Source organism: Comamonas denitrificans (assembly GCF_017368815.1).
In the GTDB taxonomy this organism is placed as follows: domain Bacteria; phylum Pseudomonadota; class Gammaproteobacteria; order Burkholderiales; family Burkholderiaceae_C; genus Comamonas; species Comamonas denitrificans.
In genome coordinates this window covers 15,915-37,781 of sequence record NZ_JAFNME010000016.1, presented here as the reverse complement: position 1 = coordinate 37,781, position 21,867 = coordinate 15,915, and the positions used below count along the sequence as shown (strand labels likewise).

At 61.2% G+C, this 21,867-nt stretch carries 18 protein-coding genes and 1 other RNA gene; 5 read left to right on the top strand and 14 right to left on the bottom strand.

Annotation, left to right across the window (positions count from 1 at the left end; translation table 11 throughout):
• Positions 1-57: 57 nt before the first annotated feature.
• The 9 genes from hslV to rnpB all read right to left on the bottom strand — a co-directional run bounded on the left by hslV (position 58) and on the right by rnpB (position 9,071).
• Positions 58-621: an ATP-dependent protease subunit HslV gene (gene hslV, locus J1777_RS08610; protein WP_207575345.1), complete on the bottom strand. Its 564-nt coding sequence runs from the start codon at positions 619-621 to the stop codon at positions 58-60.
• A gap of 64 nt (positions 622-685) precedes the next feature.
• The gene (locus J1777_RS08605) at positions 686-2,293 is read right to left on the bottom strand and encodes an STAS domain-containing protein (RefSeq protein WP_207575344.1); all 1,608 of its coding nucleotides are present in this window, start codon (positions 2,291-2,293) and stop codon (positions 686-688) included.
• Positions 2,294-2,330: 37 nt separating this feature from the next.
• On the bottom strand, positions 2,331-2,810 hold the full coding sequence (dksA, locus tag J1777_RS08600; RefSeq protein ID WP_207575343.1) for an RNA polymerase-binding protein DksA: 480 nt from the start codon (positions 2,808-2,810) through the stop codon (positions 2,331-2,333).
• A gap of 240 nt (positions 2,811-3,050) precedes the next feature.
• Entirely contained in the window at positions 3,051-4,118 is a 1,068-nt protein-coding gene (locus J1777_RS08595; RefSeq protein ID WP_207575342.1) for a CobW family GTP-binding protein, read from the bottom strand.
• Between the two features lie 167 nt (positions 4,119-4,285).
• Positions 4,286-5,296 (bottom strand): tyrosine recombinase XerC, encoded by a 1,011-nt coding sequence (locus J1777_RS08590; RefSeq protein WP_341352951.1) that lies wholly within the window; start codon positions 5,294-5,296, stop codon positions 4,286-4,288.
• A gap of 43 nt (positions 5,297-5,339) precedes the next feature.
• Positions 5,340-6,047 carry a DUF484 family protein gene (locus J1777_RS08585; RefSeq protein ID WP_207575340.1) on the bottom strand — a complete coding sequence of 236 codons (708 nt, stop codon included), beginning with the start codon at positions 6,045-6,047 and terminating at the stop codon, positions 5,340-5,342.
• A 93-nt stretch (positions 6,048-6,140) separates the two neighbouring features.
• The gene (locus J1777_RS08580; RefSeq protein ID WP_207575339.1) at positions 6,141-6,902 is read right to left on the bottom strand and encodes a pseudouridine synthase; all 762 of its coding nucleotides are present in this window, start codon (positions 6,900-6,902) and stop codon (positions 6,141-6,143) included.
• 9 nt (positions 6,903-6,911) lie between these two features.
• Entirely contained in the window at positions 6,912-8,564 is a 1,653-nt protein-coding gene (locus J1777_RS08575; RefSeq protein ID WP_207575338.1) for an MBL fold metallo-hydrolase, read from the bottom strand.
• A 72-nt stretch (positions 8,565-8,636) separates the two neighbouring features.
• An RNA gene (rnpB, locus tag J1777_RS08570) (RNase P RNA component class A) lies at positions 8,637-9,071 on the bottom strand.
• Between the two features lie 126 nt (positions 9,072-9,197).
• Between rnpB and cysK the strand changes: the two genes are divergently transcribed.
• Positions 9,198-10,118 (top strand): cysteine synthase A, encoded by a 921-nt coding sequence (gene cysK, locus J1777_RS08565; RefSeq protein ID WP_207575337.1) that lies wholly within the window; start codon positions 9,198-9,200, stop codon positions 10,116-10,118.
• A 91-nt stretch (positions 10,119-10,209) separates the two neighbouring features.
• Here cysK and J1777_RS08560 read toward each other — a convergent pair whose 3' ends face one another.
• A complete protein-coding gene (locus J1777_RS08560; protein WP_207575336.1) occupies positions 10,210-12,546 on the bottom strand; it encodes a bifunctional diguanylate cyclase/phosphodiesterase in 2,337 nt (778 codons plus the stop codon).
• Between the two features lie 72 nt (positions 12,547-12,618).
• Complete coding sequence (mpl, locus tag J1777_RS08555; RefSeq protein ID WP_207575335.1) at positions 12,619-14,022, bottom strand: UDP-N-acetylmuramate:L-alanyl-gamma-D-glutamyl-meso-diaminopimelate ligase; 1,404 nt, start codon at positions 14,020-14,022, stop codon at positions 12,619-12,621.
• A gap of 151 nt (positions 14,023-14,173) precedes the next feature.
• Between mpl and J1777_RS08550 the strand changes: the two genes are divergently transcribed.
• Entirely contained in the window at positions 14,174-15,397 is a 1,224-nt protein-coding gene (locus tag J1777_RS08550; RefSeq protein ID WP_207575334.1) for a multidrug effflux MFS transporter, read from the top strand.
• Between the two features lie 86 nt (positions 15,398-15,483).
• Here J1777_RS08550 and J1777_RS08545 read toward each other — a convergent pair whose 3' ends face one another.
• Positions 15,484-16,089: an SCO family protein gene (locus J1777_RS08545; RefSeq protein WP_242700461.1), complete on the bottom strand. Its 606-nt coding sequence runs from the start codon at positions 16,087-16,089 to the stop codon at positions 15,484-15,486.
• 18 nt (positions 16,090-16,107) lie between these two features.
• The gene (locus J1777_RS08540) at positions 16,108-16,962 is read right to left on the bottom strand and encodes a biotin synthase (protein WP_207575333.1); all 855 of its coding nucleotides are present in this window, start codon (positions 16,960-16,962) and stop codon (positions 16,108-16,110) included.
• Between the two features lie 41 nt (positions 16,963-17,003).
• Between J1777_RS08540 and J1777_RS08535 the strand changes: the two genes are divergently transcribed.
• Both J1777_RS08535 and trmL read left to right on the top strand, forming a co-directional pair.
• Complete coding sequence (locus tag J1777_RS08535) at positions 17,004-17,720, top strand: ComF family protein (RefSeq protein ID WP_207575332.1); 717 nt, start codon at positions 17,004-17,006, stop codon at positions 17,718-17,720.
• Between the two features lie 43 nt (positions 17,721-17,763).
• Complete coding sequence (gene trmL, locus J1777_RS08530) at positions 17,764-18,243, top strand: tRNA (uridine(34)/cytosine(34)/5-carboxymethylaminomethyluridine(34)-2'-O)-methyltransferase TrmL (RefSeq protein ID WP_207575331.1); 480 nt, start codon at positions 17,764-17,766, stop codon at positions 18,241-18,243.
• A gap of 18 nt (positions 18,244-18,261) precedes the next feature.
• Here the strand turns inward: trmL and J1777_RS08525 are convergent, their stop codons facing one another.
• Complete coding sequence (locus J1777_RS08525) at positions 18,262-18,897, bottom strand: LysE family transporter (protein ID WP_207575330.1); 636 nt, start codon at positions 18,895-18,897, stop codon at positions 18,262-18,264.
• 149 nt (positions 18,898-19,046) lie between these two features.
• Here J1777_RS08525 and J1777_RS08520 point away from each other — a divergent pair, with 149 nt between their 5' ends.
• Entirely contained in the window at positions 19,047-21,809 is a 2,763-nt protein-coding gene (locus tag J1777_RS08520; RefSeq protein WP_242700463.1) for a cation-transporting P-type ATPase, read from the top strand.
• Positions 21,810-21,867 lie beyond the last annotated feature (58 nt).

Sequence of the window (21,867 nt, the reverse complement as noted above, 5' to 3'; positions counted from 1 at the left end):
TTTATCCATTCAAATGGTCATTTACGCTTATGTAGCAAGCGTAAACAGCTCTTATTTTTAAGAATCCGCCTGGACAGGCAGGGTTTCAATGGTGTGGTGCATGTTGGTGTAAATGCACAGCTCGCCGGCAATTTCGAGCGATTTTTTTACGATGGCCTCGGCCCCCAGCTCGGTATTGTTCAAAAGCGCTTTGGCCGCTGAGTGCGCATACGCCCCGCCCGAGCCAATGGCGACAATGCCCTGCTCGGGCTCCAGCACGTCGCCATTGCCGGTGATGATGAGCGAGGCCGAGTGATCGGCTACGGCCAGCATGGCCTCCAGTTTGCGCAGCACGCGGTCGGTGCGCCAGTCTTTGGTCAGCTCGATGGCCGCGCGCATGAGGTGGCCCTGGTGCTTTTCCAGCTTGGCTTCAAAGCGTTCAAACAGGGTAAACGCATCGGCGGTGGCGCCGGCAAAACCGGCCAGAACCTTGCCGTGGTAGAGCTTGCGCACTTTGCGGGCGCTGCCTTTGACAACGATGTGCCCCAGGGTGACTTGCCCGTCGCCGCCGATGGCGACTTCTAGGCCCTGCGGCGTTTGCCGCCGTACGCTGATGATGGTGGTGCCGTGAAATTGTTCCATAGCGCCAACAAGTGGCACCGCTGCCCCCAATTACAAGGGGGTTTGTCTGGAGAAAAACAAAAATTTATACCGGGCTCAGGTACAGCTTGGCGTGCTCTTGCACCCCCAGCACGGTCATGAAGGCCGCCACCAAGTGGTGCAAATGGGTAAAACGCAGCGCAACCCCTTGGCTTTGGGCCTGGGCTGCCCAGTTGAGCAAGCTGCCGGCGGCGACAAAATCCAGCCGCACCAGCAAGCTGCAATCGACTTCCAAGGGCTGGCCGGGCACCAGCTTGGCGCTCACGGCGTTCAATTGCGCGTCAATATCGCCATCCAAAATTCCCCACAAGCCCTCGCCCTTCACCGGGGTCATCGCGGTAGTGGCGGCGGCGGTGGAACCTGGCTGGCGGGTCTGCTGCTCCAACGAATCGAGCACGGTGCTGGGGTCTAAATCGCCCTCCAGTTCAACCAGGCACTGGTGCAAGGGCGGCACCCACGACGGCGGTGAAACCTCGTAGGTGATGCAGTACTCCAGCGCCACCTCATCGTATTCCTCCATCCGGTGCAAAAAGCGCAGCACCGCCAGGCGCAGCATCCACCACTGGGGGTTGGCCTGCTTGTCTTCAACCACGGTATGGCGCTGCAGCAATTGCAGCAATGTCCCGGCGTACGACCAGGCGTAGTCGCCAGGGGCATCGGCCCAGCACTGCAGCAAGGCCGTCAAATGGGGCAAGGCCGCTTCATCCACCGTGTGCAGGCGTTGCCAGGACATGCACCACGGCGGCAGCGCGCGGCTGACGGTGGCGTTCAAGGCGGCCACCGTGCTGGTGGTCACCGCCGCCGGGCTTTGCCACGGCCCCTTGCGCCCAGCAGGCGTGGCAGCGGCGCTGTGCATGGCACCATCCAGCAAAGGGGCCAAGCCCAGCTGCCCAGGCAGCGAAGTCCACAAGGGGGCCGATTTGCCAAAATGGGCGGCGTAATCAATCGCCAAGGGTTCGAAGGTTGCTTCATCCCCCGTCGCACGGCACAAATCCAAGACAGCGTGCCACAGCCGGGCCACCGTTTCAGGCTCTGCCGCAGGGTTGCTTAAGGATTGAGAAAGCTGCTCCAGCAGATGCGTGCGTGCGGCCTGCGCATCGCCGTGGGCAAACAAAATGGCAGGCTCTTCCAGATCGGCATGGGGAACAAACTCCACTGCGCAACGCTCCTGTGCGGGCTGAATCGGTGGAGCAGACGCAGGCGCAGACGCAGTCCCTGGAGGGACCCCAGCGGCCGCTTGCGCCGCCCGCAAAGACGCGCCCTCCTGCACAGAATCAGCGATTTTTGAGCTTGCACCGGCTTTGTCGCCCCACCATTGGCGGGACATTTGAGCCTCAATCACATCAATCTTGCGCAAGGTTTGCGTGCTTTTCAGCGCCCCCTGCTCATACCCCAAAGCTTGCGAAGACAGCTGGCTGGAGACGGGCGAGGGCAGGTTTTCCGCCGTCACGCCCGCTTGGCGCAACTGGCGCAGCTGGGCAAATTCTTGGTGGCGCACCGCCAGGTTGCGGCGCTTGCGCGCCACGAGGTCACGCAGCTCTTGGCGGCTGTCTGGGGACAAGGTGCTTTCGCCAGGGCTGGCATCGTCCTTGCCGCGCACCAAGCCGATCACTTTTGAAAGCAGTCCAGTGGGTTTGTTTGCCTGTGTCACCATGCCAAACATCCTAGCCGCTTGCCAGCCTGCTTAACGCTCAATCACCAAACATTTTCTGTTTCAATTCGCGTCGCTGCTGCGCTTCCAGCGACAAAGTTGCGGTTGGACGGGCCAGCAGACGCGGCACGCCAATGGGCTCGCCGGTTTCATCGCAATAGCCGTATTCACCCGCGTCGATGCTGGCAATCGATTGCTCAATTTTTTTCAGCAGCTTGCGCTCGCGGTCGCGGGTGCGCAGCTCCAGGGCGTGCTCTTCTTCGATCGTGGCACGGTCGGCCGGGTCGGGCACCACCACGGTGTCTTCGCGCAGGTTTTCTGCGGTTTCACCGGCGTTGGCGTGCATATCTTGCTTGAGCTTGACCAGCTTCAGGCGAAAGTACGCCAGCTGGGTGTCATTCATGTATTCGCTCTCGGGCATGGCGATGATTTCGGCATCGCTCAATTCCTCAACAGGTTTGCTTTTCCAGTTATTGGCCAGCTTGGGATCGCGTTTGGTCGCTGCAGTGGTCGTAATCATGATGTTCTGAATCGCAACAATGGCAGCTTGGCAGCTGCCGGGGTTGAGGGGAAACACACTCTTGGCGGGCGGGGCCGGCAAAGAGGTGCTTTGGCCTATGCGCTAGGCCAGCGCTTGCGGGGCGCGATTGTATCGACCTCTATTGCAAGGCTGGCTTTATATCGCACACCAGCACACGGGCAAGGCTTGATCTCCTAGGGATCACCCTAGGGTGACCATGTGCCGCGTCGGCCCACCGGGCTAGCTCAGGGTTTGGTCCAGGCCTTGGCGCAGGATGTCTTGCGGCAGGTCAATACCGATGAATACCATGCGGCTTTCGCGCTTTTCATCGGCAGCCCATTCGGGGCCCAAATCGCTGCCCATCAGCTGGTGTACGCCTTGAAAGATCACTTTGCGGCTGGTGCCTTGCATGTCCAGCACGCCCTTGTAGCGCAGCATGCGCGGGCCGTAGATGTTCACAATCGCACCCAAAAAGTCTTCCAGCTTGGCCGGATTGAATGGGCGGGTGGCACGGTACACAAAGCTTTTCACATCGTCATCGTGGTGATGGTGGTGCGGGTGGTGGCAGTGCTCGCCATGCTCATGGTCGTGGTGGTGGTCATGGCCATGCGAACAGTGGCCGTGGTCATGGTCGCAGTGGCTGTGGTCGTCGTCCTGCAAAAAATCGGGATCGACTTCGAGTTTGGCGTTCAGATTAAAGCCGCGCAGATCGAGCACCTGTTTTAAATCGACTTGGCCAAAATGCACCGCTTCAATGGGCGCACGCGGATTCATGTGCTTTAGGCGGTGGATGAGCGCATCTTTTTCTTCGGCGCTGATTAAGTCGGTTTTGCTTAAAAAGATTTGGTCGGCAAAACCCACCTGGCGACGCGCTTCCTGGCGCTCATCGAGCTGCTGCGGGGCGTGTTTGGCATCGACCACGGTGAGGATGGAATCGACCAGGTAGGTCTCGGCAATCTCATCGTCCATAAAAAAGGTTTGCACCACCGGGCCGGGGTCGGCTAGGCCCGTGGTTTCAATCACAATGCGCTCAAAATCGACCAGCCCTTTGCGCCGCTTGGCCGCCAGCAGTTGCAGGGTTTCGCGCAGGTCTTCGCGGATGGTGCAGCAGATGCAGCCGTTGCTCATCTGCAGGATTTGTTCTTTGGATTCGGTGCGCAAAATATCGGTGTCGATGTTTTCTTCGCCAAATTCATTTTCAATAACGGCAATCTTCATGCCGTGGGCTTCGCTCAGGATGCGTTTGAGCAGCGTGGTTTTGCCTGCGCCCAAAAAGCCCGTCAGGATGGTGGTGGGGATCAAAGCCATAAAAGTACCTTCAAGAACGACTGACCAAACGTAAAACCGCTGTACCTGCGCAGGCATAGCGGAAAAAAATAATAGCTATTTGCGCCTGTTAAATAAGAGTTAAAGTATCTTTTATACAAAAATACCTTATCAATACAACGGAAACAGCTCCTTTTAAAAAATTTCTGTCACGGCTCCTGCACTTCGGTGCTGGCGGCCGCCAGCGGCGCAGCGCCCGCTGGCCCCCGGTGCGCCCGAGGGTGGGCCTGATCGTACACCTGTGCCAAATGCTGAAAATCCAGGCGTGTATAGACTTGCGTGGTGCGGATGCTGCTGTGGCCCAGCAGCTCTTGCACGGCCCGCAAATCGCCGCTCGATTGCAGCACATGGCTGGCAAACGAGTGTCGCAGCATGTGCGGATGCACCGGCTGCGCCAGCCCCGCCTGCTGGCTGCGCTGGCGCACGCTGTGCCACACCTGGGCCGCACTGATGCGCCGCCCGCGCACGCCCACGAACAAGGCCGGCTCCTGCCACTGCGGCCCAAAGGGCTGCGCCCGCAGCGCCAGCCACTGCCGCAGGGCCGCCAGTGCGGGCGGGCCCACCGGCACGCTGCGGCGCTTGCCGCCTTTGCCCAGCACATGCACCAGGGCGGACGCTTCATCCACCCAGCCCAGGGCCTGCGCACTGGGCTGGGCATCCAGCCCGACCAGTTCACTCACGCGCAAGCCGCTGCTGTAGAGCAGCTCGGTCAGCGCTGCGGCGCGCGCTTCTTGCCAGGGGCTGCTGGAAGTTTCGCCTGCAAATGCCGCCAGTTGCACCGCCGCATCCACCGGCAAGGCCTTGGGCAAGCGCTGCGCGGCCTTGGGCGGGCGAATGCCTTGTACCGGGTTGCGCTGCACCCGGTGCTGCCCCGCCAGCCAGTGAAAAAACCCCCGCCAGCACGACAGGCCCAAAGCGATGCTGGCGCTGCTGCCCCCTTGGCTGTGCCACTGGGCCACGCTGCGGCGGATGTGCTGCGGCTGCAAGGCACACAGCGGCACGGCAAGCGCTTGCCCCAGGGCCAATAAGCGCTGCAGCCCGTGGGCATACAAGGCGACGGTGCGGGGTGCGAGGCGTTTTTCCAGCGCCACATGCTGCAGGTAGGCGGCAACCAAGGCGGCATCTGCAGGTGCTGCAGAAGCTACCGGTGCCGCCTGCACAGGCTGGGCCGATGCGGGCGCTGTGGCCAAGTCTGCGGGGAGGTCAGGCGTTGCCACCGACACCACCGCGCAGCCGGCCCAGGGCGGCGCTGGCCTGCTCGGCGATGTGCGATAAAAAGTCGGTGCCCATGGTGGCATCAAAGCGCAGTGGGTCGGGCGAGCCCAGCACCAGCAGGCCAAAGGCCGGGGTTTGGCTGTCGTTGGGGCCTTCGCGCAAGGTCAGCAGTGCCAGGGATTGCACCTCGTCAGGCCGGGGCAACCAGGTGGTGGGCTCAAAGCCCAAATTGGGCCCGCAAAACGGCATGGTCAGCGAGGAGGCAAAGGCTTTCGCATCGTCACTCACCCCCAAGGTAAACGGCAGGCCCATAAACGGCCCGGCCACCTGCCACATGCGCACGGCCACCTGGGGCACGTCAAACTCTTTTTGCAAGCCTTCGCTGATCACATGGGGCAAGGAGCGGGCGTCGGGCACCCCGGCCAGGGCGCAGCTCCAGCGGTGGATTTTGTGGGCGATGCTGGCGTTTTCGCTGCTGTGGCGCACCATTTCGGCCACCCGGCCTTCGAGGTTGCGGATTTTTTCGCGCAGCAACTCGGCCTGGCGCTCTTGCAAACTGACCGCTTGCGGGCCATGGGCGCTGCGCAATTGCACGCGGGTCAGTAACTCGGCATGGTGTTCAAAAAAAGTGGGGTGGCGCAGCAGGTAGTCGGCCACCTGTTGATCGTCAAAAACGGGGGATTCGTTGGCGTGCATGGGCAAAAAATAAAGGGGAGAAAGGGCGATACAAGGCAATACCAGGCAATACGGATTCGGCGTGATTATGGCCAATCCACCACTTGGCTGAACTTAAAACCGTTCCCAGGGCTGCAAATAGCGCCAATGGCCCTCGGCCAGCCCAGCCAGGGCAATGCGCCCAATGCGCAGGCGTTTTAAACCCACCAGTTCCAAGCCCACACCGGCGCACATGGCCTCGATTTCGTGCGGAAAAATTCCTTGCAGGGCAAAGCGCAAATGCCCCTCGCTTTGCCAGCTGACCTTGATACGCGGCAAGCGCTTGCCAGCAATGGCGGTGCCGTCGCACAGGCGCTGCAGGCCCTCTGGCGCGATGCGCCCTTGCACCTGGGCAATGCATTCTTGCTCCATGAACAGGGCATCTTCCGTCAGCTTGCGCCGAATGCGGCCATCTTGCGTCAGCACGGTGAGCCCGCTGGCCGGAATCGGGATGGTGAGCAGGGGCTCTTGGTTTTGAAAATGCTTGCTCAACATTTTCAGCGGCGCGGGGGTGTTGCCTTGCTGCCAACGCTCGGGGGTGAGCAAATCCCAGGCACTGGGCTGCCCATCGCCAACCGTAAACCCTGCCGGTTTATGCAACAGCAAGGTGACGGGGGGCACAGGCTCGGCCCGGGCCCCCGGCGCCACCGCCACCGTCTGCCCAGGGTGTACCCGCGTTGAGAGCACCTCGACCACGGCTCCATCGACCAATACGGCACCGTTTTCAATGTACAGCTCCGCCTCCCGGCGTGAGCAATTGAGTTGCCGGGCCAAGCGCTTGGCCAAGCGTTCGCCCGCATCCGGGGGCGTGTTTTCGGGGAAGGTTTTTTCTGTCATGACCGAAGATTAAAGCAATCCCAGTGCCTCAATGCGCTCTGCATGGGCCAGCAAGCTTCTTTGTGCCAGCGGCCATAAGGCCTGGGGCGTGTCGGCGTAGGCCAGCGCCACCCAGTCGGTCGGCGTGCCGTGGGGCACTTGGCGCATGGCGGCCAATACTTTGGCCTCGCGGGCCAAACGGTGGGCCGTAAGCTGGGCAATCACCTGCCGCGCCTGGCCCAGCACGTAGCCATGGGCCGGCAGGAGGAACTGCACCTGGTGCTCAGCACACACCGCATCCAAATACGCCAGGCTTTGCAGGTACTGGGCCATATTGCCATCGGGCGGATTGATGATGGTGGTGCTGCCATTGAGGATGTGATCCCCCGTAAAGAGCAGGCCATCTTCAACCAACAGCAAGCACAGATGGTTGCTGGCATGGCCCGGGGTGTGCAAGGCTTGTAAAGTATGGGTTATTTTGGCATTTTCGCCTTTACCAGCAAGCGTAAGCAGCTCTTTATTTTGCAAAACTTGATCGGGCACGAAGTGGCTGTGCGCCGGGGCTCCCGGCCCGCTGGGCAGGCCGTACACCCTGGGTTTGACCCCGGTTTTCTCCTCGCACAGGGCCTGCAGCAACCACGCCCCTGGGGCATGGTCGGGGTGCGAATGGGTACACACAATGGCGCGAATATCTGCGCCTGCGGCCACCAACAGCCGCTCAATGTGCTGGGCATCGCTGGGCCCGGGATCAATGGCGATAAAACCGGTGGCCGCTTCACCGATCAGGTAGCTGTTGGTGCCCGGGCCGGTCATCACGCCCTCATTCGGAGCAGTCAGGCGCAGCACGTTTTTGCGCAGCGCCACCACCTGCGTCGATTGCCAGTCCAGCACATGCTGCGCTTGCCCATCGGGGCAGAGCAAGGCCAGCTCGCCATAGGCCGCTTCGTTTTCCATGCAGCGGTATTCCTTGCCCCCCAGACGGCCCGAACGCGGCATGCTGCGCCACAGCGGGCCCGTTTGCACGGCCGCCAGCAGCGCTGCCGTCTCGGGGTAGGCCGCCAAGCGCTCCAAGGTGCGCAAGGTGGGATAAATCATGGGCATGTGCCCATCCGCATGCTGCTGCAGCGCTTGCTGGGGCGCGACCCAGACCGGCTCGAACTGTTCGCTCTCATCGGCCACAGCCATTTGCCCCTGCGGGGCCAGAGCGATAAAAAAGGGCACCGCAAAGCGTTTGGGCACGCACGGGTCCGCCGTCCAATGGGCCAGCAGCCACACCCCGCGCAAGTCCAGTTGCAGGCCCCGGGCCAGCAGTTGGGGCCACAGGGCAGCACGGCGGTCCAGCGCATCCACATCGGCCTGGGTGGCCGGGCGGCCATCGGCATGCACGGCCAGCAGCAGGCCCATCTCTTCAAACGTTTCCCGCACCGCGGCAATGGCCGCCTGGCGCTGGGCCGCAGGCATGGCCGGACGGGTCAGCACGGGCAGGCCCTCTTGCGCATCCTGCGCCTCCAGCCCACCGCCGGGGAACACGTAGCCGCCAGGCACAAAGCTGGCTTGGGCAGAGCGGCGCGTCATCAGCAGCTCCCATCCTTGGGAGGGGGTGCTGCGCACCAAAAGCAAGGTGGCGGCATCCAGCAAAGGCGCTGGCGCGCGGGCAGGGTAAATATCGTATTGGGCTCGCATGGGAGGATTATTTGCCCAACCCAGGCACAAAAGCTGCCTGGGCAGTCACCTGTGCTTCAGCCGTCAGTAAAAATGTGAAGCCCACCGATAAGCCGGATTCTGTGCGCTTGGTTGCCCAAACGTGACCGCCATTACTCTGGGCCGGGGGTCGCCCCACCGGCTCGATGCCACCTACCCGCACACTCCGGGGGCCCCGTCAGCGTGTGCCTACTTGGTGTTGCTGCGCGTAGAGATTGCCCGTTTCACCTCGGGCGCGAAGCGCCCGAGGTGGCTGCGTCGTGCCGGGCTAATCGCCCGTCACCGTCTGGCTTGCGCCAGCCGCGCCGACTTGCGTCAGCGAACCGCAGAACACCCATGATGGACACTTCTACGCTCGAACTCGTCTCTGTTGCTCTGATCCTCACCTCACGGTGGACAGCCGTTAGCTGCTACGCTGCCCTGTGCAGTCCGGACGTTCCTCCAGTGCGGCTTTTCAGCACTTGCACCGGCGGCGGTCTGGTGGGCTTCACAGGCGGGATTATCGTTGGGAAACCGCTTGGCTTTATCCACGCAAAGCATATTCATATGGTTGCCAAGAGGAATGACTGCGCCACAATGCGCACCATTGACTTTGCCCCCTTCTTTGGAGCCCCCATGAAAGCTGACAACATTCTGCAAACCATTGGCAACACCCCCGCCATTCGCATCAACCGCATCCTGGGTGCCAATGCCCAGGTCTGGATCAAGTCCGAGCGCGGCAATCCTGGCGGCTCCATCAAAGACCGGATCGCTTTGGCGATGGTCGAGGCGGCAGAAAAATCCGGAGTGCTCAAGCCCGGCGGCACCATCATCGAGCCGACCAGTGGCAATACCGGCGTGGGCCTGGCCCTGGTGGCGGCGGTCAAAGGCTACAAACTGATTTTGGTGATGCCCGACAGCATGAGCATCGAACGCCGCCGCCTGATGCTGGCCTACGGGGCATCGTTTGACCTCACCCCCAAAGAAAAAGGCATGAAAGGTGCCATCGCCCGCGCTGAAGAATTGGCCGCACAAGTGCCCAATGCCTGGATTCCCCAGCAATTTGACAACCCGGCCAACGCCGACATCCACGCCAGCACCACCGCACAAGAAGTGCTGGCCGATTTTCCCGATGGGCTGGACGCGCTGATTACCGGCGTGGGCACAGGCGGGCACCTGACCGGCGTGGCCCGCGTGCTCAAGGCCAAGTTTCCCCAGCTCAAAGTGTTTGCGGTCGAGCCCAAAGAATCGGCGGTGATTTCTGGCGGTGCTCCAGGCCCCCATGCCATTCAAGGTCTGGGCGCAGGCTTTATCCCCAAGAACCTGGACACCAGCCTGCTGGACGGCACCATCCAAGTGGAGGCCGAAGCCGCCCGCGAATACGCCCGCCGCGCCGCCGCGCAAGAGGGGTTGTTGGTCGGAATTTCCTCGGGTGCCACGCTGGCCGCCATTGCCCAAAAATTGCCGGAGTTACCAGCCGGCAGCCGGGTGCTGGGCTTTGCCTACGACACGGGCGAGCGCTACTTGTCCGTACCAGGCTTTTTGCCTACCGAATAAGCCCTCAGGCGCAATGGTGCAAGCATTGCCCTCCGCCTGCCACCGCCCCCATGGGCGGTTTTTTTTATTGAGGCTGGCACGCCCGGCCCGCTTAAAACGCGTGCTGTGCCAGCCACTGCTCCAACTCCGGCAGCGGCAAAGGCTTGGCAAACCAATAGCCTTGGGCTTCCTCACAGCCATCCGCGCGCAGCAACTGCCAATGGGCCTGGGTCTCCACCCCTTCGGCCAAGACCCGCAACCCCATGCTCCGGCCCAAGGCAATGACCGAGCGACAAATGGTCCGATCGTTCTTGTCCGTCAAAATATCGCGCACAAACGATTGGTCGATTTTCAACTGGGTTAATGGCAGGCGTTTTAAATACGCCAGCGATGAATATCCAGTGCCAAAGTCATCCAGCGAGAATTGCAAGCCCAATTTCTGCAAAGCTCGTATTTTTCCAATCACCTCATTAATATCTTGCAACAAAATGCTTTCGGTCAGTTCCAGCAAAATTCTTTCGGGATTGGCACCTGTTTCTTGGAGGCATTGCTGAATTTCGGTCACAAAATTATTATCATGAAATTGCCGCGCACTCACATTGACCGCGATTTCTAACTGCGCCTTGCTTTCTGACTGCTGCCACAACACCTGCTGCTGACACGCCTGCAAAAATACCCTGCGACCAATCTCTAAAATTTGTCCGGTAGCCTCTGCAATAGGAATAAATTTACCCGGTGGAATCAAACCCTGCGTAGGATGCTGCCAGCGCAGCAAGGCCTCCACCCCAATGCAGCGCCCATAAGCATCCACCTGCGGCTGGTAAAACAGCGTAAATTCTTGATTTTCTAGCGCTGAATACAGCCCTCTTTCCATTTTTGCATGGGCATTGATTTTATCCTGCATTTTCGGATCAAAAAAGCGCGTGGTATTGCGCCCAGCTTCTTTCGCTTGGTACATTGCCAAATCAGCACGCTTCAATAATTCATCAGCCGATATCTCATGACCAAAAAACAGCGCCACCCCCAAACTGGGGGTAATTCGAATGGTGTTTTTATTAAACTTATAAAATGGATTTAAATTTTTATTTATTTTTTCTGCAATATTCTTCGCCAAATGAACCGCCGTCGATTCATCGGTATCCAAATGATTGAGCAACACAATAAATTCATCCCCACCCAGCCGGGCCACCGTATCTTCCTCGCGCACACAGTCCTGCAAGCGTTGCGCCACGGTGACCAATAGCTCATCCCCTACATCGTGCCCCAGGGTGTCATTGAGTGTCTTAAAGTTGTCTAAATCGAGAAAAATTAACGCGCCGTAAGTCCCCTTGCGGGCGGAGCTGGCCATCCCCTGCTGCAACCGATCGCGCAATAGACGGCGATTGGGTAAACCAGTTAAGGGATCATAAAAAGCCAAGGTACTGGCTTCTTGCTCCGCTTGTTTGCGCGTGGTGATATCCAAAATAACACCCAGCAAACCTTTGTCTTGCCCTTGGGTATCGTGAAACCGGCGGCCGCTTAAATTGCCCCAAAACTGGCTGCCATCCTCACGCCAATACAAGCGTTCCAGATCAACATTATCAATATCACTTGCTAGTAAAGCCAACATTTTTTGATGGCTAATGGCCCGCTCTTCAGGGGCCACCAAGCTTACATAAGGAGTTCCTACCATGCCACGGACTGTGCGGCCAAACATTTCTGCCATGCGCTTATTGGCAAGAACGATGTTGCCATCTTGATTCACCAAAAAAATGCCAGCGGTTGAAGTATCAAAAATTTGCTGCAACAGCGATTCACTTTTTTTGATACGGGCATCGGCTAATTTACGCTCGGTAATATCTTCAATGAAGCCGTGGTACACGACTTTTCCATTTGATAATTCAAAAGGGGAAGAATTCGCATAAAGCCAATGCAGTGAATTATCTGACGTATAAAATCGAAATTCCAAAGAAAAATCCGTTTTGGTTTCCCAGGATTTTTGATCGGCTGCAATAAATTCAGATAAATCGTCAGGATGAATGCGTTGAAAAAAAATTTGCGGATTATCCATCACCGCTTGGGCTGTGCTGCCGGTCAAGCGCTCTACCGCTTCGCTGATGTAGAGCATGTGCGGCCGATGCCCCGGCAGCAATTGGTAGCGGTACACCACCACGGGCAAATGATCGGTCAGGTCTTTCAACGCCAGGCGCAGACCTTGGCGCATGCTGCGCTGCACTAAGTAGAGCGCTACACACAAGAGCAGCAAGCCAAACACCGGAAAAACCCACAAGTAATCCAGTTTGGCACCCAAGGTTTTTTGCTCACTGTGGTAAAGCCAAAAACTGCCCAAGACAATCAACAGGCAAGCGCCAATCAACCCCCACAACAGCCCCGTTGTCTGCACCGCTGTTTGTTTTATTTTTTTAATCCCCACCATCACTCCCCAAAATGCTTGGCCCGCTTGCGCCATGGACCATGGCAAGGGGTTGAGGGTATGCACTATGCACGGTACGTGGCAAGTGCTTTTCCCCTCAATGTGGATTTACTGGGCTGAAAATTTTTCAGCCAACGCAGCCAGCAACTGCGTATGCACACCACCAAAACCACCATTGCTCATGCACACGATGGTGTCGTTGGGTTGCACAGCCGCCATCACTTGCTGCACCAAGGTGGGGATATTGTCGGCCGTCAGCCCAGCGGCCCCCAAAGGCTCCAGCGCCTGGGCCGCATCCCAATCCAGCCCCGCCGTGTGGCAAAAGGCCAGATCAGCCTCTTTCAAGGCCCAGGGCAGCTGGGCCTTCATGGTGCCCAGCTTCATGGTGTTGCTGCGCGGCTCAAAGACCGCCAAGATGCGCTTTTGCTGGCCAATTTGCTGGCGCAGCCCATCCAAGGTTGTCCGAATGGCGGTGGGGTGGTGGGCAAAATCGTCGTACAGCGCAATACCAGCCACCGTGCCACGCAACTCCATCCGACGGCGCACATTTTGAAAGTCCGCCAAGGCGGCACAGGCTGTGGCGGGAGGCACGCCCACATGCTCTGCCGCCGCAATGGCCGCCAGGGCATTGAGCTGGTTGTGCTCACCACTCAAGCCCCATTGCACCTGCCCCACCACCTGGCCGGCATGCAACACGGCAAAAGCGTGGTGCGGGCCCTGGGCCGTAAAGTCGCTGACGGCACTGCCAAAGCTGCGCACCTGGCTCCAACAGCCTTGGTGCAAGACGCGGGCCAGGGCCTCTTCCAGACCGTTGCTGACCACGCGCCCAGAGGCGGGCACGGTGCGCAGCAGGTGTTGAAACTGCCGCTCAATGGCCGCCAAATCGGGAAAGATGTCGGCGTGGTCAAACTCCAGGTTGTTCAGCACCGCCGTGCGGGGGCGGTAGTGCACAAACTTGCTGCGTTTGTCGAAAAAAGCGGTGTCGTACTCGTCCGCCTCAATCACAAACAAGGGGCGTTGCTGCCCGGGTGCCACATCCCCCAGCCGCGCGGAAACACCGAAATTGAGCGGCACACCGCCGACTAAAAATCCTGGTGTCAATCCTGCCGACTCCAAAATCCACGCCAGCATGGATGTGGTGGTGGTTTTGCCATGGGTGCCCGCAACCGCCAGCACATGGCGGCCTTGCAGCACATGCTCTGCCAGCCACTGGGGGCCGCTGGTGTACGGCAGGCCTTGGTCAAGAATCGCCTCCATCAGCGGAAATTTGGGCGAGCCATCGGCCAAGCGAGCCCGGCTCACTACGTTGCCCACCACAAACATATCGGGCTGCAGCTGCACTTGGCCAGCGTCGTAGCCCTCGATCAACTCAATCCCCAAGGCCCGCAATTGATCGCTCATGGGTGGATACACCCCGGCATCACACCCCGTCACCTTATGTCCTGCTTCGCGGGCCAGCGCAGCAACGCCACCCATAAAGGTGCCGCAAATGCCCAAAATATGAATATGCATGGGCGCAGATTCTACGGGGCGGCTCTAGTGGATTTGGCCAGCCCCTGGGCGGCCTGCCAGACCAGCACCAACCCAGGGAAAACACTGAGATCCACGCTTTTATTGCCGCAGGGCAATAATCAAGCGCTTTACTTGGTTCTTGACCCGTCTTATGCACCCCCACGCTGAAACCCTGTGGCGCGGCCCGCGCTGGACACTGGCTATTTTGCTGGCCGTGTTGGGCATGCTGGGGCCGTTCTCGATTGACACCTACCTGCCCGCGTTCTCAGGCATTGCCAGCTCGCTGAATGCTTCGCCCGTGCACATGCAGCAAACGCTGTCGGCGTATTTATTCGGCTTTGCTTTTATGAACTTGTTTCACGGGGCACTGGCCGACAGCTTTGGCCGCCGCCCCGTGATTTTGTGGGGCTTGATGGCTTTTACCTTGGCCAGCCTGGGCTGCGCATTGGCACAAAACGTCACCCAGCTGATCGTTTTTCGCGCCATGCAGGGCCTGTCGTGCGGAGCCGGGGTGGTCGTTTCACGGGCGATTGTGCGTGACATATTCCCCCCCACCCAGGCGCAAAAGGTGATGAGCCAAATCACCATCTTCTTTGGCCTGGCCCCGGCCATTGCACCGATTATGGGCGGCTGGCTATTCGTCAGCCTGGGTTGGCACAGTATTTTTTGGCTGCTCACCGCCATTGGTTTAGCGCTGTGGGCGGTGAATTTCAAAATGCTGCCCGAGTCGCTGCACGCCAGCCAGCGCCAGCCATTCAGCATCCCCCACCTGATGCGCGGCTATTGGCAGCTGTGTACCGATCCGCGCTTTTTGCTTTTGGCCCTGGCCAGTGGCATACCGTTTAACGGCATGTTTTTGTACGTGCTCTCGGCCCCGGCATTTTTGGGGGAGTTGCTGCAACTGCAGCCCACCCAGTTCTTCTGGCTGTTTGTGCTGAACATCGGCGGCATCATGGGCGGTGCCTGGGCCAGTGGCCGCTTGGCGGGCAAGATGGTGCCTAAAAAGCAAGTGCGCCATGGCCTGCTGATCATGCTGGTGATTTCTCTGATCAACTTGACGGCCAACCTGCTCTTTCCCGCGCATGCGCTGTGGGCCATGCTGCCGATTGCGATTTATTCCTTTGGCTGGGCGCTGATGGTGCCGGTGGTGACCTTGCAGCTGCTGGACTTGTTCCCCGAGCGCCGGGGCATGGCTTCGTCGCTGCAGGCCGTGGTGGGCTCCACGGCCAATGGGCTGGTGGCTGGCTTGGTGGCCCCGCTGGTGATGCACTCGGCCATTGCCTTGGCCACCGCTTCACTGGGGTTGATGCTGGTGGGGCTGGTGTCGTGGATGGTGCTGCACCAGCGCTGGCCCGAAATTGGCCGAGAAAATTAAAAACAATAGCTGTTTGCGCTTTAAATACGGGCGTTTAAAAGATAAGCAATCTTTTAAACAAGCCTTTTCAAGCGCAAAGTGCTTTTTTATTTATCGGCCAAGCCCAGCAGCAGCTTGGCATCCGTGGCCAGGGCCTGCGCCCCTTGGCCGTAGCGGTGGTACACGCGCAGCTGGCCTTGGGTGTCGTACATGTACATGCCGGCAGAGTGGTCGATGGTGTAGCTGTTGGGGGTGCTGCCGGGCACTTTTTTATAAAACACCTTAAAGCTGCGGGCCACTTCGGCAATTTGGTCGGGGGTGCCGCTCAGCCCGACAAAGTCGGGGGAGAAGGCTTGGGTGTAGGCCTGCAACACCTCGGGCGTATCGCGCTCAGGGTCCACGGTGATGAAAACGCCTTTTAAGCGTTCCCCCAGGGGGCCCAGCAGGGCTTTGGCTTCGACCAGCTCTTGCAGCGTGGTCGGGCAGACATCGGGGCACTGGGTATAGCCAAAAAACACCACAACAACGTTGCCGGCAAAGTCTTTGACCGAGCGCTGCTGCCCTTGGGCATCGAACAGCGCAAAGTCTTTGCCATGCTCGGCCCCGGTTAAATCCATGCCTTCAACCGGCAGGCTGCTTTGGCTATCGCAACCGAGCAAACTCAAACCGGCGATGGCGGCGGCGCTCAAGGCCCATTGACGACGGTGCATCATTTTTCTCTCCCTCGCGCACTAACGCAGATCGGCGCGATTTTTTTTCCATTGGCGGGCGCTGCGTGGTGCCGCCTTGAAGGCATGACCATACACAATTTCAAAGCTGATTCCCAACGCCCCATCGGGCAGGCGCAGGTGCTGGTCTATAGCGTGCAAAAGCCGATCGCGCCATTGTGGGCCCCGCAAGCCGGCAAAGCGCTGGGGGTGCAGATTGCGCCCCAGCTCGCGCAGCTCTTGCAGCAGGCGCTCGGGGGTGGCAAAGCTCAGGGTGATGGTTTCCATGTCCATCACCGGCTCGGCAAAACCGGTTTGGATCAGCATATCGCCCCAGTCATGCATATCGGTAAAGCTGTGCCCTGCGGGGGGCCAGCCCAGGGCGGCGTACAGCTGGTGCAAGGTCTGCACCGTCTGCGGCCCCAGGCACGAGAACATGACAAAGCCATCCACCGCCACGGCCGCATGCCAGCGGCGCAGCAGCGCCAAAGGGTTGGCCTGCGTGTGCAGCAGCATATTGGCCCAGAGCATGTTGGCCCCCAGCTCCGGCGGCATGGCCACCTGCAGCTTGCCCGCACGCCAGGGCTGCCACCAGGGGCTGGCCCAGCGGGCCTGGGCCGCTTGCTGGGCGGCGGCGGTCTCTTCCACCACATAGCACTGCGCTTGCGGGTAGCGCTGGGCGATTAAATCGTGGGTCTGCACCCCGCCGCGCAAGGCGTGCCAATGGCACCAGACGGCGGGCGGCGCAGCCATCCACTGCAGCCGCTCTTGCATGCGCCGCCCCACTTCTTCGTGCAGCCAGGGGGCCACAGGGGGGGCCGCCTGCTGCCAGCGTTGCGCGGCAATGGGGTCGATGGTGGGGGGAAGAAAGTCAGACATGGTCAGGGCAAGGCTCAAGCGCCGCGCAGTATATTGGCTCCATGCTTTCAAGCGCCGCCCTGTGGCTATCTGCCCGCCTGCCCCAACAATGCTTGGCCTGCCATACCTGGGCCCAAGGCGGGCCGCTGTGCGCGGCGTGTTGGGCCACGTTTGCGCCCCATGGCCCATCGGCCCCACCGCGCTGCACCGGCTGCGGCTTGGCCCTGCCCCAGGGGTACAGCGGCCCGCGCTGCGGTGCCTGCCTGCGCCAACCGCCGCCGTGGCAGGCGTGCCATGTGTGGGTGGATTACGCCTACCCCTGGGCCGATCTGCTCACGCGCTGGAAACTGCACCAGCAGCCCGCGCTGGCCCGGCCCATTGCCCACTGGCTGGGCGCTGACGCGGCCATTGCCGCCGCCGTGGCCCAGGCCGATGTGCTGGTGCCCATCCCCCTGTCGCGCCAGCGGTTGCGCCAGCGCGGCTTTAACCAGGCCGCCCAACTCACCGCGTTGCTGGCCCCGGCCAAATCCCACCCCATGGCCTTACAGCGCCAGCAAGAGGCCCCCAGCCAACGCGGCCTGACACGGGCGCAGCGGCAGCGCAATTTGCGCCAAGCGTTTCATGTGCCCGCACCAGCAGTCCTCCAAGGCCAGCGCGTTTTGCTGGTCGATGATGTGCTGACCACCGGGGCCACCTTGCAGGCGGCGTGCCTGGCTTTGCAAGCAGCAGGCGTGCAAGAGGTCGCGGTTGTGGCCGTGGCGCGCACGCCAAACAGTTGAGCCGGTGCCAAACCCGTAAAGAACAGGCGCACAATCGCTCCCTATGTTTCATATCGTGCTGGTTCACCCCGAAATTCCGCCCAATACGGGCAATATCATCCGCCTGGCGGCCAATACGGGCTGCCATCTGCATCTGATTGAGCCGCTGGGCTTTTCCATGGAAGACCGCCACATGCGCCGCGCTGGGCTGGATTACCACGAGTACGCCCGCGTGCGCCGCCATGCCGATTGGTCGGCATTTTTGGCCAGTGAGCAGCCCCATCCCCAGCGCATGTTTGCCCTGACCACGCACGGCAGCGGCAATGCTTTTGCGCTGCAGTTTCAGCCGGGCGATTGCTTCATCTTTGGGTGCGAAACCAAGGGCTTGCCGGTCGAGATTCGCGAGGGCTTTTTCCCACCGGCGCAGCGCCTGCGCCTGCCCATGTGCCCTGAGCAGCGCAGTTTGAATTTATCGAACGCGGTGGCCGTCACTGTTTTTGAAGCCTGGCGGCAAAACGGCTTTGGGGGAGCAAGCGGCCTTTAGCCGGTCTTTAACTGGTCTTTAACCGGGCTGGCGGCGCACAAAAAACAGCCCGGCCCCGATCAGCATCAGCAGGCCGCCAAACACCCGGTTCTGCCCACGCTGGGCGCTGGCGCTGCGCATCCAGCGGCGCAAGGCGCTGGCCCCCAGGGCGTAGCCGTGCATGCCCACCACATCCACGCCGATCATGGTGGCGGCCATCACCACCAATTGCACCCACAGCGGGTGGCTGTGGCTAATGAATTGCGGCAGCACGGCCACCATGAAGATGATGCCTTTGGGGTTGGTGGCGTTGGTCAAAAACCCCATCAACACCCGCCGCTGCCAAGGCAGGTGCGCCTGGCCCTGCAGATGGGCCACATCCAGCGCATTGCCCGCGCTGCGCCACTGGCACCAGCCCAGATAAATTAAATAGCAGGCCCCGAGCACTTTGACTACGGTAAAAGCAAGTTCTGATGCGATAAGCACCGCACCAACACCGCCACCCGCTATCAATAAGATAAGAATCAAGCCCAGCTGCAGCCCAAAGATGGTTGCCGTCGTCTGGCGCACGCCATAGGCCAGGCCATGGCTCATGGACAGCACGGCCCCCGAACCGGGCGACAGGGTAATAAAAATACTGGCCATTAAAAAAGCCACCCAAGCATGAAACTCCATCGCACCCACCACCTTGTTGGAAAAAGCTGAATTTTAGGGCGGCCCCCAGGCAGATAATGGCCCGTCCGCTGCGCAAGGTGCCGAACAAAGTGATGGCTGCCGTCGCCATCAAATGCCCCACGCACATGCTCCACGCATCCCCCATCGCCATGAGTACGCTGCCACCCTCCACCCCCCCTTCTCCTTCCACGGCCAGCACCCGCACTGCCTGGCACAGCCTGGACAGCGCCACCGCTGTGCAGCGGCAAGGCAGCCACGCCACCCACGGACTCACCCCCGCTGAGGCCGCCCAGCGCCTGGCCACGCACGGCCCCAATCGCCTGGCGCAGCAGGGCAAACGCCCGGTGTGGCTGCGGTTGCTGCTGCAATTTCACAACGTCTTGATTTACGTGATGCTGGTGGCTGCCGTGGTCACCGCCGCGCTGGGGCACTGGCTGGATACGGGCGTGCTGCTGGGGGCGGTGGTGATCAATGCACTGATTGGCTTTTTGCAAGAAGGCAAGGCCGAGTCCTCGCTCGATGCCATCCGGCGCATGCTGTCGCTGCAGGCCACGGTGCTGCGCGGCGGCGTGCGCACGGTGGTGGATGCCCAAACCCTGGTGCCGGGCGATGTGGTGCTGCTGGCCTCGGGCGACAAGGTGCCCGCCGATCTGCGCATCCTGCACGCCAAGGGCCTGCGGGCCAATGAGGCGGTGCTGACCGGCGAATCCCTGCCCTGCGACAAGCACGCGGGCGCGGTGGCCGAGGATGCCCCCCTGGGCGACCGGCACGGCATGCTGTACTCGGGCACGCTGGTGGCCTCGGGCACGGCCACGGGGCTGGTCGTGGCCACGGGCAGCGCCACGGAGCTGGGCCGCATCAGCGCCCTGCTGGCCACGGTGCAGTCCACCACCACGCCGCTGCTGCGCCAAATGGCCCGCTTTAGCCACTGGCTGGCGCTGGTCATCGTCGGCTTTGTTGTGCTCACCTTCGCCATTGGCGTGCTGTGGCGCGGCCAGCCCCTGGCCGAGATGTTCATGATGGCCGTGGCCCTGGCCGCCTCGGCCATCCCCGAGGGGCTGCCCGCCCTGATGACCATCACCCTGGCGCTGGGCGTGCGGCGCATGGCGCAGCACAAGGCCATCATTCGCCAGCTCTCGGCGGTGGAGACGCTGGGCTCGGTCACCGTCATCTGCTCGGACAAAACCGGCACCCTCACCTGCAACGAAATGACGGTGCAGCGCGTGGTCACGGCCAACCAGGTGTACGAAGTCAGCGGCAGCGGCTACCGCCCCGAAGGCGGGCTGCACCGCAGCGGCCACAGCGCAACACACAATGTGGCGCTGGACGACCACCCCGCCCTGCCCGGCATCACCCGCGCCGCCTTGCTGTGCAACGATGCGGCGCTGCATGAAAGCGACGGCAGCTGGGTGCTGACCGGCGACCCCACCGAGGGCGCACTGCTCACCCTGGCCCTGAAAGCCGGGCTGGATGCGCCCGCCGAACACGCCCGCCTGCCCCGCACCGATGCGATTCCGTTTGAGTCCGCGCACCGCTTCATGGCCACGCTGCACCACGAGCACACGGGCCAGGCCCTGGTGTTTGTCAAAGGTGCGCCCGAGTGCGTGCTGGACATGTGCCACGCCCAGCACGATCGGCACCACCCAGCCGCACCGCTGGATACCGACTACTGGCGCCGCGCCGCCAACGACTGCGCCGCCCGCGCCCTGCGCGTCCTGGCCATTGCCGTCAAAACCGTGCCTGCGCAGCAGCAAACGCTGCAGTTTTCTGACATGCAAGGCGGCTTTACCCTGCTTGGCCTGCTGGGCAGTATGGACCCACCCCGCCCCGAGGCCATGGCGGCCGTGGCCGAATGCCACGCAGCGGGCATTCGCGTGAAGATGATCACCGGCGACCACGGCGAAACCGCCCGCGCCATTGGTGCCCAGCTGGGCATCGGCCTGGGCAAACCGGCGCTGACAGGGGCCGAAATCGAACTGCTGGACGATGCCGCCTTGCGCCACGTGGTGACCGATGTCGATGTCTTTGCCCGCGCCAGCCCCGAGCACAAGCTGCGCCTGGTGCAAGCCCTGCAAGCCAACGGCGAAGTGGTCGCCATGACCGGCGACGGCGTAAACGATGCCCCGGCCCTGAAACGCGCCGACGTGGGCGTGGCCATGGGCAAAAACGGCACCGAAGCGGCCAAAGATGCCGCCGCCATGGTGCTGGCCGACGACAACTTCGCCACCCTGGGCCACGCCGTGCGCGAGGGCCGGGGCATTTACGACAACGTGCGCAAGTTCATCCTGTTCATGCTGCCCACCAACGGCGGCGAGTCGCTGATCGTCTTCAGCGCCATCGCCTTTGGCCTGGTGCTGCCGCTCACCCCGGCGCAGGTGCTGTGGATCAACCTGGTCACCTCCAGCACCCTGGGCGTGGCCCTGGCCTTTGAGCCGACCGAGGGCGATGTCATGCGCCGCCGCCCGCGCAACCCACGGCAATCGCTGCTGTCGGGCCTGTTCGTCTGGCGTGTGGTGATGGTGTCGGTGCTCATGGCCTGCGCCGCGCTGGGCCTGTTTTTGTGGGAGCTGGGCCACGGCTCCAGCCTCGAAACCGCCCGCACCATGGCCGTAAGCACCGTGGTGCTGGTCGAAATGTTCTACCTCTACAACAGCCGCCACGTGCTGCACAGCGTCCTCAGCCGCGAAGGCCTGCTGGGCAACCCCAAAATACCCGCCACCATCGCCCTGTGCGCCGTGCTGCAACTGGCCTTTGTGTACACCCCCTGGCTGCAAGCGGTATTTGGCTCGACCAACCTCAGCGCCGCCGAATGGCTGCGCGTGGTGCTGGCTGGGGCCTCGGTATTTGCCATCGCCGAGCTAGAAAAAGCCATCCAGCGGTGGCGCATGGGGCGCGCTGCGCCAGCGGCATAAAAATGCCCCCCATACTCCCATCCATACCCCCAGCCTGTTCTATTTTTCAAATTTGTAC